Origin of the sequence: Raoultella sp. T31, assembly GCF_002806725.1 — a bacterium.
Taxonomy (GTDB): Bacteria; Pseudomonadota; Gammaproteobacteria; order Enterobacterales; family Enterobacteriaceae; genus Klebsiella; species Klebsiella electrica.
This window is the reverse complement of record NZ_PIBO01000016.1, coordinates 1-13534: the sequence shown is the minus strand read 5'-3', so window position 1 is coordinate 13534 and position 13534 is coordinate 1. Positions and strand designations below refer to the sequence as shown.

At 59.4% G+C, this 13534-nt stretch carries 11 protein-coding genes and 3 tRNA genes; 6 read left to right on the top strand and 8 right to left on the bottom strand.

The genetic code is table 11. The features are described 5' to 3' along the window. Positions 1 to 229: 229 nt before the first annotated feature. Both csdA and csdE read left to right on the top strand, forming a co-directional pair. Entirely contained in the window at positions 230 to 1435 is a 1206-nt protein-coding gene (gene csdA / locus CWM52_RS13000; RefSeq protein WP_100684493.1) for a cysteine desulfurase CsdA, read from the top strand. Continuing rightward, positions 1435 to 1866, top strand: coding sequence for a cysteine desulfurase sulfur acceptor subunit CsdE (gene csdE, locus CWM52_RS12995; protein WP_100684492.1), 432 nt, complete (start codon positions 1435 to 1437; stop codon positions 1864 to 1866). Before csdA ends, csdE begins: the two co-directional genes overlap by 1 nt. Positions 1867 to 2187: 321 nt before the next feature. Here the strand turns inward: csdE and tcdA are convergent, their stop codons facing one another. After that, positions 2188 to 3006 carry a tRNA cyclic N6-threonylcarbamoyladenosine(37) synthase TcdA gene (tcdA, locus tag CWM52_RS12990; protein WP_100684491.1) on the bottom strand — a complete coding sequence of 273 codons (819 nt, stop codon included), beginning with the start codon at positions 3004 to 3006 and terminating at the stop codon, positions 2188 to 2190. Between the two features lie 132 nt (positions 3007 to 3138). Beyond that, positions 3139 to 4236 carry a murein transglycosylase A gene (gene mltA, locus CWM52_RS12985; RefSeq protein ID WP_100684490.1) on the bottom strand — a complete coding sequence of 366 codons (1098 nt, stop codon included), beginning with the start codon at positions 4234 to 4236 and terminating at the stop codon, positions 3139 to 3141. Positions 4237 to 4451: 215 nt separating this feature from the next. On the opposite strand from mltA, the gene CWM52_RS12980 reads away from it, so the two are divergent. From CWM52_RS12980 to CWM52_RS12970, 3 genes are all read left to right on the top strand, one after another. Then, positions 4452 to 4528, top strand: a tRNA-Met gene (locus tag CWM52_RS12980). 45 nt (positions 4529 to 4573) lie between these two features. Beyond that, a tRNA-Met gene (locus CWM52_RS12975) sits at positions 4574 to 4650 on the top strand. A 46-nt stretch (positions 4651 to 4696) separates the two neighbouring features. Then, positions 4697 to 4773, top strand: a tRNA-Met gene (locus tag CWM52_RS12970). 242 nt (positions 4774 to 5015) lie between these two features. On the opposite strand, the gene cobS is transcribed toward CWM52_RS12970, so the two are convergent. The 6 genes from cobS to amiC form a co-directional block, all read right to left on the bottom strand. After that, a complete protein-coding gene (cobS, locus tag CWM52_RS12965) occupies positions 5016 to 5759 on the bottom strand; it encodes an adenosylcobinamide-GDP ribazoletransferase (RefSeq protein WP_100684489.1) in 744 nt (247 codons plus the stop codon). Further along, entirely contained in the window at positions 5756 to 6301 is a 546-nt protein-coding gene (cobU, locus tag CWM52_RS12960; protein ID WP_100684488.1) for a bifunctional adenosylcobinamide kinase/adenosylcobinamide-phosphate guanylyltransferase, read from the bottom strand. Before cobU ends, cobS begins: the two co-directional genes overlap by 4 nt. After that, positions 6295 to 7818, bottom strand: coding sequence for a cobyric acid synthase (locus CWM52_RS12955; RefSeq protein ID WP_100684487.1), 1524 nt, complete (start codon positions 7816 to 7818; stop codon positions 6295 to 6297). The genes cobU and CWM52_RS12955 overlap by 7 nt, the downstream gene beginning before the upstream one ends. Before the next feature lie 96 nt (positions 7819 to 7914). After that, positions 7915 to 8874, bottom strand: coding sequence for an adenosylcobinamide-phosphate synthase CbiB (gene cbiB / locus CWM52_RS12950; RefSeq protein WP_100684486.1), 960 nt, complete (start codon positions 8872 to 8874; stop codon positions 7915 to 7917). 375 nt (positions 8875 to 9249) lie between these two features. Next, positions 9250 to 10335 (bottom strand): threonine-phosphate decarboxylase CobD, encoded by a 1086-nt coding sequence (gene cobD / locus CWM52_RS12945; protein ID WP_100684485.1) that lies wholly within the window; start codon positions 10333 to 10335, stop codon positions 9250 to 9252. A 14-nt stretch (positions 10336 to 10349) separates the two neighbouring features. Continuing rightward, on the bottom strand, positions 10350 to 11603 hold the full coding sequence (amiC, locus tag CWM52_RS12940; protein ID WP_100684484.1) for an N-acetylmuramoyl-L-alanine amidase AmiC: 1254 nt from the start codon (positions 11601 to 11603) through the stop codon (positions 10350 to 10352). A gap of 227 nt (positions 11604 to 11830) precedes the next feature. Here amiC and argA point away from each other — a divergent pair, with 227 nt between their 5' ends. Beyond that, positions 11831 to 13162 carry an amino-acid N-acetyltransferase gene (gene argA / locus CWM52_RS12935; RefSeq protein ID WP_004867060.1) on the top strand — a complete coding sequence of 444 codons (1332 nt, stop codon included), beginning with the start codon at positions 11831 to 11833 and terminating at the stop codon, positions 13160 to 13162. The last annotated feature ends 372 nt before the right edge of the window (positions 13163 to 13534 follow it).

Below are 13534 nucleotides of genomic sequence, written 5' to 3'. Positions count from 1 at the left end.
GTTTGCAATTGGTCTGTGTTTGCAGACCATGGTAGTTAAGCTACCCTTTTCACTTCCTGTACATTTACCCTGTCTGTCCATAGTGATTTAATGTAGCACCGCAACAAGCGGTGCTTTTTTTTGCCTGTCTGCCGCCGCACCGACCAGAATCGCCTCCTCTCTTCCTTTCGCCAGCCTTGCCCTGATGACTAAATTGCGCGACGATCGGCGTATTGCAACGAGGAACTCCATGAACGCATTCAATCCTGCTCACTTTCGCGCCCAGTTTCCAGCGCTGGCCGATGCCGGCGCGTACCTTGACAGCGCGGCGACGACGCTGAAGCCGCTCGCCACGATTGACGCCAGCGACCAGTTTTACCGCCTCAGCGCGGGCAACGTTCACCGTAGCCAGTTTGCCGCCGCACAGCGTCTGACTGAACGCTATGAAAATGCGCGCGAGCGCGTGGCGGCGCTGCTGAACGCCCCGTGCGCGAAAGATATCGTCTGGACGCGCGGCACCACCGAAGCCATCAATATGGTGGCGCAGAGCTATCTTCGCCCGCGCCTGCAACCCGGCGATGAAATCATCGTCAGCGAAGCGGAGCACCATGCCAACCTGGTTCCCTGGCTGATGGTCGCAGAGCAAACCGGCGCCCGGGTAGTGAAGCTGCCCATCGGAGCCGATCGCCTGCCCGACGTCGCGCTCCTGCCTTCTCTTATTACGCCGCGCAGTCGGCTGCTGGCCATCGGCCAGATGTCCAACGTCACCGGCGGCTGTCCGGACCTGGCGACGGCAATTCGCCATGCGCATGATGCCGGTATGGTGGTGATGGTTGACGGCGCCCAGGGGGCGGTGCATTTTCCCGCCGACGTTCAGCAGCTGGATATCGATTTTTATGCGTTTTCCGGCCATAAGCTGTACGGACCGACTGGGATTGGCGCGCTGTACGGCAAAAGCGCGCTGCTGGATGCCATGTCGCCCTGGCTCGGCGGCGGCAAAATGATTACCGAGGTCACCTTCGCCGGGTTTGCCACTCAGCCGGTCCCCTATCGTCTGGAGGCCGGGACGCCAAATATTGCCGGCGTCATTGGCCTGAGCGCGGCGCTGGAGTGGCTGGAAGAGACCGATATTGCCCAGGCCGAAAACTGGAGCCGTAGCCTGGCGACGCTGGCGGAAGATGAGCTGGCGAAGCGGCCAGGCTTTCGTTCCTTCCGCTGTCAGGAGGCCAGCCTGCTGGCATTTGATTTCGCCGGCGTACATCACAGCGATATGGTGACTCTGCTGGCGGAGTCAGGGATTGCGCTGCGAGCCGGGCAGCACTGCGCCCAACCGCTGCTGGCGGCGCTGGGCGTCAGCGGAACCTTACGCGCCTCGTTTGCCCCCTATAATACTCAGGATGATGTTTACGCGCTGGTGCATGCCGTTGACCGCGCTCTGGAAATACTGGTGGATTAATGACGACTTCTCACCCTTTTGCTACCGGCATCACCGCAGAAACCTTACGCCAGACGTTTATCCCGCTCAGCCAGTGGGAAGATAAGTATCGCCAGCTGATTTTATTGGGTAAGCGGCTGCCTGCGCTGCCAGATGACCTGAAAGAACAGGCGACGGAGATTGCCGGATGTGAAAACCGCGTCTGGCTGGGCCATACCGTTGATGCTGAGGGTAAGCTGCACTTCTTCGGCGATAGCGAAGGCCGGATTGTGCGCGGTATGCTGGCGGTGCTGCTCACTGCGGTCGAGGGGAAAAGCGCCGCCGAGCTGCTGGCTCAGGATCCGCTGACGCTGTTTGATGAGCTGGGGCTGCGCGGTCAGTTGAGCGCCTCGCGCAGTCAGGGGCTGAGCGCGCTGAGCGAAGCGGTTCTCGCCGCCGCCCGCGAGGCTTAATTTCTCTTTAAACCTCCCCCGGTGGCGCTGCGCTTACCGGGGCTACAATCGGCGCTATATCGTAGCCCGGGCAAGGGGTTACCCACAGCCCGGGTACATCTCCCAACTCCGTCACACGGGTACATCTTCCTACGCCGCCGAGGGGTACAGTCCCCCGGTGGCGCTGCGCTTACCGGGGCTACAATCGGCGCTATATCGTAGCCCGGGCAAGGGGTTACCCGCAGCCCGGGTACATCTCCCTACGCCGCCGAGCGGGTCATTCCCCCGGTCGCGCTGCGCTTACCGGGGCTACGGTCTGCGCCGTATCGTGGCCTGGGGGAATTATCCGGCTGAAGCCGCTCCGCGCTCCGCCTTCGCCAGCATTTTCTTCAGCGCATGGGACACGGCGACAAAACCGAAGGTCGCGGTGACCATCGTCGCTGCGCCAAATCCGGAGGCGCAATCCATCCGTTTCGGGCCATCGGCGGTGCTCTTCATGGCGCAAACGCTGCCGTCGGCCTGCGGATAGACCAGCGCTTCGGTCGAGAAGACGCAATCCACTCCCAGCTTACCTTTGCTGTTCTTCACTACCCCAAACTGACTTTTTAACCGCTCGCGTAGCTTTGCCGCCAGCGGATCCTGGATGGTTTTCGCCAGATCGGCTACCTGAATCTGCGTCGGGTCGATTTGCCCGCCCGCGCCGCCGGTGGTCACCAGCGGCACCTTATAACGGCGACAGTACGCGATTAACGCCGCCTTGGGACGTACGCTGTCAATCGCATCAATCACATAGCTGAAGCCGACGCCGAGATACTCCGCGACGTTTTCCGGCGTGACAAAATCGTCCACGACCGTCACCCGACACTCGGGGTTAATCAGACGAATACGCTCGGCCATCACCTCGGCTTTCGCCAGCCCGACGTTGCCCCCCAGGGCATGAACCTGTCGGTTGGTGTTAGTGACGCAGACATCATCCATATCAATCAGGGTAATCGCGCCAATCCCGGTTCTTGCCAGCGCTTCCGCCGCCCAGGAGCCCACGCCGCCGATACCGACCACGCAAACATGCGCACCGGCAAAACATTGCAGCGCTTTTTCACCATATAAACGCGCCGTGCCGCCAAAGCGTTGACGCCAGGCATCGCTGATTACAACAGACATAAAACCTCAGAATGCATCAGGGCCTGCCAGCGCAAGCCCCGTCGCGCGAATAAAAAATAGATGCGACCGCCAGGTAACCCCGGAGGCGGCGCGTTGCGCCGGTCCGGGCGACAAAAGATGGACGGTAGCGCGTTAACCGCTAAAGACGTTGCCGGCGCCCGGGGCATTTTTCAGCACCCAGACGCGACCATAGTGGTTATACCAACCGGCGCGGTGGCCGGCGTCAGCGCCGATACCCTGGTAGATATCGAAGTGCTGGCCTTTAATCGCCCCGCCCACATCCAGCGCGACCATCAGACGCAGTTCGTACTGGCCGTTAAACTTGCCTTTATTATCCAGCAGAGGCACTTCCGCCAGCAAGGTCGTTCCCGGCGGAATAATGCTGCGATCGGAAGCCACCGAGGCGCGACCAATCAGCGGCACCGCGCTGGCGCCTTTTACCGGAGCAAAGGACTGCGGTTTAAAGAAGACGAACGACGGATTCTGTTCAAGCAGCTCGCGAACTTCGGCTTCACTGTGTTTCTCGCCCCATTCCCGGATTGCCTGCATCGACATGTCTTCTTTCTTCACTTCACCGCGATCGATCAGGACTTTACCAATGCTGCGATATGACCAGCCATTTTTCCCGGCATAGCTAAAGAAGTTCAGCGGCGAGCCGTCGCCAAAATCAATATAGCCGCTGCCCTGAACGTCCATAATAAAGTTGTCCATCAGCGAGTTGCTGTAGGCCAGAACATAGGCGTCGCTCAGGCCGCCGGCGTAAATGCTGGCGCGGGACGGCAGCTTACCGCGCTTCGGCGGCATGCGATAAATCGGGTACTGAAATTCACCCTGACGGGTATGGCGCGCCTGCACCACCGGGGTATAGTAACCGGTGAACTGAACGTTACCGTAGCTATCGGCGCCCTGCATCTGCCAGGCATCAATGCCGAACTGGCTCAGGGTGCGGGTATCACCACCGGCACGCAGCCACTCCTGCAGCGCGTTATAGACGTTGCTCTGGCTATTATAAAGGCGCGGAGACGCGCTGCGGATCTGACGGACCTGCTCGGAGAAGTCCCCGGCGTTAATTGGCGAACCGACCGCATCAGGCTGGTTAACCAAAGAGAACGGCTGGGTAAACTTCCCTTCACTATACTGCTGGCCGCGATCGGTCGGTTTTGAGGAACAGGCGGCGAGCATCGCCAGCATTGCTCCTGTCGCTATATACTTTGCCCAACATCCTTTCATGGTATCTCTTCTTTATGCTGCTTAGCCGCGGTTCGTGATGAGGGAAGATAACAAACCCCCAGGGCTATTGAAATGCGCGAAAGCACCACAAATACAACATTGCGCAAAAAACCAGCCAAAAGTGGTTCTTTATACAGCATTTATTACAAATTTGATGATTTTACTGAAAAAGGGTTGCATCAAAACGCGAGCGGAGTATAGTGCGCTTCCACGGACGCGGGGTGGAGCAGCCTGGTAGCTCGTCGGGCTCATAACCCGAAGGTCGTCGGTTCAAATCCGGCCCCCGCAACCAATTAAAATCAGATAGCAGTTTACTCGATGAAAGAGTAAAGACGGACGCGGGGTGGAGCAGCCTGGTAGCTCGTCGGGCTCATAACCCGAAGGTCGTCGGTTCAAATCCGGCCCCCGCAACCAATTTAAAATCTGATACGCAATTTACTCGATGAAGAGTAAAAACGGACGCGGGGTGGAGCAGCCTGGTAGCTCGTCGGGCTCATAACCCGAAGGTCGTCGGTTCAAATCCGGCCCCCGCAACCAACACAATGAACACCCTGACGGGTGTTTTTTTGTTTCTGCGTACCGCTCACGGTCGCACCAGCGTCCTCTCCCGTTCTCACAACAGACCGACTTACTGGCGTTAGTCAGCCGCGCGTTCTCTGTCCGCGTCAAGGCTCGCCTGTTCTTGCCCGCATAATGCCAGACGCGCCATCGCCTTCCGTTGCGCAGCGGACATGGCGCGCTGACGAATAGCCCCGATGCGGCTTATCGTGTTGCCAGACTCACAGCAGCGCCAGCAGGAAAATCAGCTCGCCCAGCTCAATCGCCGCCCCCAGCGTGTCACCGGTTTGCCCGCCCAGGGTGCGTTTCAGCAGCTGGCCGAGGATAAAAATGGCCACTATGGCGATCCCCAACGCCACCACGCCGTGCATGCCGGGCAACAATATGGCGGCGAGAATTGCCGCTAAGCCCAACGTGACGCAGGTTTGCCGCCCGTTAACCTTGCCGATAAAGATGTTACCCAGCCCTTCTTCGCGGGCGTAACGATGGCGGTACATCAGCAGCACACAGACGCCACGCCCGGCTGCGCAGGCGGCCGCCAGTGCGGCCAGCACCGACGTTCCACGCAGCGCCAGCTCGCTGACCACCAGCACTTTTGCCAGTAAAACAAAAATAAGCGCCAGTCCGCCGTGGGTTCCCAGTCGGCTGTCGCGCATAATCTCCAGCATCCGTTCCCGACGGCGGGCGGAAAAGACGCCATCGCAGGTATCGGCGAGACCATCGAGGTGAAAACCACCGGTTAACAGCGCCAGCGCTAAAATGCTAAACAGCGCGGCAAGCGGCAGACCGCACCAGGATTGAACGGCAAGAAACACCAGCCCGCTTAACCCTCCCAGCAACGCCCCGACCAACGGGAAAGTGACGATCCCCCGGACATACCGATCGATCTCAAGCCCCTGCGACCAGCGATCCGGCATCGGTAAGCGGCTGAGAAAAGAGAGCGTTGCCCAGAATAATTTGATCATTTAATTTTGACTCCAATACCTGATACCACCAGCCAGACCTCATCCGCTGCCGCCGCCAGGCGCTGGTTAACCCGGCCGGCAATATCGCGAAAATGCCGCGCAAGGCGGTTTTCCGGGACAATCCCCATCCCCACTTCATTGGTCACCAGCACCACTTTTGCCGGGCAGCGCTGGCACGCGGCAATCAGCGAGTGAATCTCATCGTCTATCACCCGCTCCATTGCCGCATAATCCCAGTCGTCCGGGGAGCGCTCGCCCCCCTCGGCAAACAGCATGTTGGTCACCATGGTCGTCATACACTCCAGCAGCACGGCTTCTTGCGGATCGTTATGCGGCGTAATGACCTCATCGAGATGGCGCCAGCGCTCGACGGTGCGCCAGTGCGCCGGGCGGCTATCGCGGTGGTGCTGGATCCGCTGGGCCATTTCGTCATCCACGATCTGCGAGGTCGCAAGATACAAAACCTGCGCTGAATCGGCGATCAGCGCCTCGGCGTGGCGGCTTTTCCCGCTGCGGGCACCGCCGGTAACCAGAATCAGCATGATGGCTCCTGATGCTGCTGCATAATGTGGTAAATCTTTTCAATATCAATATGCTGGCGTATGGCGGCGGCCAGGATATCGAACTGCTGCGCTTTATATTGTGCATAGTGAAGCGTGGTATCCAGCGCCTCCAGCCCTTTGCGCCGACGCAGGCCGTTGACCAGTGCGCGGGTGAAATCATCGCTGTCGAACAGGCCGTGCAGGTAAGTTCCGAACACCAGCCCGTCGTCCGTCATCGCGCCGTCCGCCGTCTGCTCGCCGTCTTTCTCCCGTTGCATCACCGGACGGCAGCGCCCGTTAAGGGTCGTTTCCCCCATATGAATTTCGTAACCGCGCACCCGCAGGGCAGACGCTCCCGCCAGCCAGCCCGGCAGCGCGCTTGCCATTGTCGCCTCGACCCGAGTGGTGGTTTTATGTCGGGCAAATTGCGTCACTGTGTCGAGCAGACCGAGTCCGGGCAGCGTTCCCAGACCGGACTCCACTTCATCGACAATCGCCTCACCCAGCATTTGATAGCCGCCGCAAATCCCCAGCAGCGGAATCCCCTGCTGATGCGCCTGCAAGATGCCCGTCTCCATTCCGCTGTCGCGCAGCCACAGCAGATCGCCCAGCGTATTTTTACTGCCGGGCAGGATAACCAGATCGGCCTGCGTCAGATCCTGCGGGTGCCGTACATAGCGCACGCGAACATCCGGCTGCGCCGCCAGCGCGTTGAAATCGGTGAAGTTTGAGGTATGGGGAAGCTGCACGACCGCGATGTCGATTTCGCGCTGCGCGGTACGCAGATACTTGCCTTTCTGCAGCACCACGCTGTCTTCATCCTCCAGATCGACCTCCAGCCACGGCAGCACTCCCAGCACGGGGACGCCAGTTAATGCTTCGATCTGTTCGATTCCGGAATAGAGCAGCGCGATATCACCGCGAAATTTATTGATAATGACCCCTTTCACCCTCGCGCGCTCCCGTTCCTCAAGTAGCGCCAGCGTCCCGTAGATCGCAGCAAAGACGCCCCCTCTGTCGATGTCGGCAATAAGGATAACCGGGCACTGCGCCATCTCCGCCATCCCCATATTGACGATATCGCGATCGCGCAGGTTGATCTCCGCCGGGCTACCGGCCCCTTCCAGAACCAGCACCTCATACTCCTGTGCCAGGCTGCGATAGACCGAGAGGATCTGTTCGCGCAGGCGCGGTTTGTACTCGTGATAGCTCACCGCATCCATATCGGTCGCCACTTTGCCCATCAGCACCACCTGGGCTTTCAGGTCGCTGGTGGGTTTCAGCAAGACAGGGTTCATCCGCACATCGGGTTCGATACCGGCGGCTTCGGCCTGAAAGATCTGCGCCCGCCCCATCTCTTTGCCGTCCGCCGTGCTCCCCGAGTTGAGCGCCATATTCTGTGACTTAAACGGTGCCGTACGCCAGCCATCCTGATGAAAAATGCGGCATAAACCGGCCACCAGAACACTTTTACCGACATCGGACGCCGTCCCCTGCAACATGATTGCCTGCGTCATGAGCCCTCCTCGCTCGCGTTTTCGCGCATTGTTTTCCCATCCTGCTCTGTTTTATGCTGCCCCTGCCCGGCGCCGGAAAGCCATCTGATTTCGCCCTCAGGCCATCCCTGTCCATAGATACCGCGCGACCATAAACATCGCCAGCGCCAGCGTCGAGGCGACCCACATCAGGCGCAGAGCGCGGGGAATATCCTCGACCGAAATATCGCGTACGGCGTCGCCAATCCAGGGTTTGTCCACCCGCTGGCCAAAATAGTCATTCGGGCCGCCGAGTCGGATACCTAACGCGCCGGCGACGCTGGCTTCCGACCATGCGCAGTTGGGACTGCTGTGTTGATAGCGATCGCGCCAGCCAATACGCAGGGCGCCCGCGCCGTCGTAGCGACATAGCCACGCCGCGAGGCTCAACAGCAGCCAGCTCAGACGCGCGGGAAGACAGTTCGCCACATCGTCAAGCCGGGCGCTGACCATACCAATGGCGCGATATTTTTCATGTTTATACCCCACCATGGAGTCGAGGGTGTTGACCGCTTTATAGGCCATCGCCAGCGGCGCACCGCCCAGCAGCAGGAAGAACAGCGGCGCAATAATGCCATCGACGGTGTTTTCTGCAACCGTCTCCACCACCGCGCGATTTATCTGTTCCGGTTGTAGCCGCGCGGTCTCGCGCCCGACAATCCATGAGAGCTTTTCCCGGCTTAGCGCCACATCGCCCGCGCGCAGCGGGCGTTCGACTTCCCGTGCGGAATCCGCAAGGCAACGGCCGGCCAGGACCGTAAATATCATCCACACTTCAACGCCCCAGCCCAGCCAGGGATGGAGGCTTGCCGCCAGTTTCAGTACGCCCCAGGAGAGGAGCCAGGTCAGGCCGACCACCGTCAGCCACATCAGCGCGCCGCCGACGCGCAGCGCGCGGTCGCTATGGCAATACCGGCGCACGATACGTTGAGTCAAGGTGATGAGATTGCCTATCCAGCGTACCGGATGCGGCCAGCGCGGCGGGTCGCCGATGATAAAATCGAGAATCCAGGCCACGCACCAGGCAAGTAGCGTCATCGCCCGGGCCTCGTAGCCGCCAGCATACGGGCGCCAATGGATGAATGCAGTCGTACCGCCATACCCTGTTCCTGTTCAGGGTGGTCGGGGTGTCACAGTGCGCCTGACGCCGTTTGGCGACGGCACGCATCTGAGCCCCCACTTCCCACCGAAATTGTTGGTCATGACCGACAGACAGGTTTGCTGGCTTAGCGTCTTCCTCGCCCTTCCCGGATCCGCGGCCGGTGGGATTTACGGGGTTGCCAGCATGACAGCCGCGGGGCTGCGACCTGGCGCCTGTTGGTCTCCTGCCGCTGCATGCGGGCTCTCGTCAGCCGGGGAGTCTGAAACAGCAGGCGGCCTATTATGCCATACGCCGGAGCCGGTCGCTTGCCGTCAGACGGCGGCGGTGAGGATGGCGCTGAGCGCCGTAAGCAGCTGCTGATTCTCCTCAGGGCTGCGAATCGCCACGCGATAATAGCCGTTTTCCAGTCCCGGATAGTTAGCGCAGCTGCGAACCAGAATATGCTGTTGCAGCAACGCCTGTTGCAGATCGAGTCCCGGGAGGTGGCAACGTAAAAAAAGATAGTTCGCCCGCCCGGGATACACGGTCAGGCCGGGAAGCTGGCGGAGGGCCTGATAAAAACGGCTTCCCTCCTGCGCCAGCCATCGCCAGGTGGCCTGCTGATAGGCGCGATCCTTAAGCGCTATTTCCCCCGCCAGAGCGGCAAACGCATTGATCGACCACGGCATTTGTTTCTCACGCAGTCGGGCCACCGCCCGTTCGTCGCTGTTAACCAGATAGCCCAGACGCAGGCCGGGAATGGCGTAAAATTTGGTGAGCGAGCGGAGCACCCAGATATGCGGGTTGTGCTGCAGAAAGGGGATAAATCCCGGCTGGTCGGGAATAAAATCGATAAACGCTTCATCAAGAATAAGCGCGATGCCGGCGTCCCGGCAGCGGGCGACAATCGCCTCAAGCAGCGGGCGTTCCGGCAGCAGGCCGGTCGGATTATTGGGCGTACAGAGGAACAAACAGTCCAGCTCTGGCGTCAACGCCGCGAGAATCGCGTCGGTCAACTGCCAGCCATCTTCTTCACGCAGCGCGAACTCACGCAGAGTGCAATCCACCGTCTGCAGCGCGCGGCGATATTCCGCAAAACCGGGCTTCACCACCATCGCCGTGCGCGGCTTCAGCCCGTGCACGAGCGTAAAAATGGATTCGGTTTCGCCATTGCCAGCCAAGATCCACGATGCGGGAATACGGTGGTGTTCCGCCAGCGCAAGGTGCAGCTGCTGGTATTCAACGTCAGGGTAGCGCTCCGCCAGGACAAGATTATCGATAAGCGCACGTCTGACGCTCTCCGGCATACCAAGAGGATTAATATTGGCGCTGAAATCCCGCAGCTGCTGCGCCTCAATGCCCAGCAGCGCAGCGGCTTCCCGGGTATTACCGCCGTGCACGCTCTTCAGTAGCGCCATCTCCCGCTCCCGTGTTATCCGCGCCTTGCCAGCGTGGCGCCATCGGCGAAGTAGGCTTTAATCCCCGCCAGAATCGACTCCGCCACCTGCTGCTGGAAGGTTGCCGTTTTCAGCTTCCGCTCTTCTTCGACGTTACTGATAAACGCCGTCTCCACCAGGATCGACGGAATATCCGGCGCTTTCAGCACCGCAAAGCCCGCCTGCTCGACCTGATTTTTATGCAACTTATTGATTCCGCCCATTTTTTGCAGCACCGCTTTACCAAACTTCAGGCTATCGGCGATGGTCAGCGACTGCACCATATCGAACATCGTATGGTCGACATAGCGATCGCCGCTCTTGCTGACGCCCCCGATCAGGTCAGAGGCGTTCTGGGTCTGCGCGAGGAATTTCGCGGCGGTACTGGTGGCGCCTTTGGTCGACAGGGCAAATACCGAGGAGCCTCGCGGCTGTCGGCTGGTAAAGGCATCGGCGTGAATCGACACAAACAGGTCAGCGCGCTGCTTTTGCGCTTTGGCCACGCGAACCTTCAGCGGAATGAAGACATCTTCATTGCGGGTCATGTAGGCGCGCATGTTGCCCTCTTTTTCGATCAGCGCCCGCAGCCGACGGGCAATCTGCAGCACCACATCTTTCTCACGGGTATGGTATTTGCCGATCGCGCCGGAGTCTTCGCCGCCGTGGCCTGGGTCAAGCATGATGACGATAGGCCGATCGCGCCCGGCTTTACCCGGCTTCGGCCCGCTTTCTGCCGGAGGAACCTGACGTTCAAGATCGCCCTTGTTGTAATCTTCCAGTAACGCCAGCAGCGGATCCTGAACATCGGTGGCGTTCGCAGGATAGAGATCCATCACCAGACGTTCTTTAAAGCCAGCCACCGGCGCCAGGGCAAAGAGCTGCGGTTTGATGTTCTGCTTGAGTTCAAAGACCATGCGCACGGTTTGCGGATCAAACTGGCCGACGCGCGCGGACTTAATATAAGGGTCATCATCGCGAATACTCGCCCCCATCCCCTTTAACACGGAGTTAAGATTGACGCCTTCGAGATCCACCACCAGCCGTTCCGGATTGCTCAACGCAAACTGCCGATATTTCAGCACATGACTGGATTCTACCGTTACGCGCGTGTAGGTCGACGACGGCCAGACGCGCACGGCGACGACCTGCGCGGCCGCCGCTAAACCCAGCGGGCTGACGCTCATTAACCACATTGCGCCTGCCCCCTGTAAAAAACGACGACGGCTTAATCCTGACTTGTATCCCGGCATGCCACTCCCAAGCAAAAAAACGTATTCGAACTCAAAACAGACAGATTGACCGGAAACTTTAACGAAAGCTGCATAACCTGTCATCAATAAAAGGGTAAACAATCTCAGGCAATACGCATTTGATCACAGATTTTTCTCAGTTTCGTCGCAAATTTAGACTTGCGTTTAGCTACGAAACAGAATAAAAATACACTAATTACGAATAATCATGCATTGAGGGTTGAGTCATGGTGAAGGAGCGTCGCACCGAACTGGTAGAAGGATTCCGCCATTCTGTCCCCTATATTAACGCTCATCGGGGAAAAACGTTTGTCATCATGCTCGGCGGAGAAGCAATCGAGCATGAAAATTTCTCCAGTATTGTCAATGACATTGGCCTTTTGCATAGCCTGGGCATCCGCCTGGTGGTGGTCTATGGCGCGCGCCCACAGATTGACGCCAATCTGGCAGAGCATCACCACGAGCCGGTCTACCATAAACAGACCCGCGTCACCGATGCCAAAACCCTTGAACTGGTCAAGCAGGCCGCGGGCATGCTGCAGCTGGAAATTACCGCGCGTCTGTCGATGAGCCTGAATAACACCCCGCTGCAGGGCGCCCATATCAACGTGGTGAGCGGCAACTTTATTATCGCTCAGCCTCTGGGCGTCGACGACGGCGTGGATTATTGCCATAGCGGGCGCATCCGCCGTATTGATGAAGAGGCGATCCATCGCCAGCTGGATAACGGCGCTATCGTGCTGATGGGCCCGGTTGCCGTTTCGGTCACCGGCGAAAGCTTCAATCTGACCTCGGAAGAGATTGCCACCCAGTTGGCCGTTAAGCTGAAGGCGGAAAAGATGATCGGTTTCTGCTCTTCGCAGGGGGTTTACAACCAGGATGGGGTGATTGTTTCCGAATTGTTCCCCAACGAAGCTCAGGCGCGCGTGGAAGAGCTGGAGGCGGAAGAGGATTACAACTCCGGCACGGTGCGTTTTCTGCGCGGTGCCGTGAAGGCCTGTCGCAGCGGCGTGCGGCGTTGCCACCTGATCAGTTATCAGGAAGACGGGGCGCTGCTGCAGGAGCTGTTCTCACGCGACGGTATCGGCACCCAGATCGTCATGGAAAGCGCCGAGCAGATTCGTCGCGCTACCATTAACGATATCGGCGGTATTCTTGAGCTGATTAGCCCGCTGGAGCAACAGGGCATTCTGGTGCGCCGCTCCCGCGAGCAGCTGGAGATGGAAATCGATAAATTCACGATTATTCAGCGCGATAACACCACGATTGCCTGCGCCGCGCTCTATCCGTTCCCGGAAGAGAAAATCGGCGAAATGGCCTGCGTCGCGGTGCATCCGGACTACCGCAGCTCATCGCGCGGGGAAGTGCTGCTGAACCGCATTGCCACCCAGGCGAAGCAGATGGGATTGAGCAAATTGTTTGTCCTTACCACTCGCAGTATTCACTGGTTCCAGGAGCGCGGCTTCACGCCGGTCGATATCGATCTGCTGCCGGAAAGTAAGAAAGAGATGTACAACTACCAGCGCCGCTCCAAAGTCATGATGGCCGACCTCGGCTGACGTCGCCTCCGCCCCGAAGCCGCACAAGTGGCTGAAAGCTAAGCCTGATTAGCCCCGGATAGCGGAGGGTCCCTCCCCGGATGGCGGCGTAAACGCCTTATCCGGGCTACCATTCCCACGTAGCCCCGGTAAGCGTAGCGCCACCGGGGACTGTTCCCGGGCCGCGATGGGCCCTCCCGGATGGCGGCGTAAACGCCTTATCCGGGCTACCACCCCACGTAGCCCCGGTAAGCGTAGCGCCACCGGGGACTGTTCCCGGACCGCTGTGGGGCCGTTCCCGGGCCACGGCAGGTCCCTCCCCGGATGGCGGCGCGAGCGCCTTATCCGGGCTACCATTCCCACGTAGCCCCGGTAAGCGTAGCGCCACCGGGG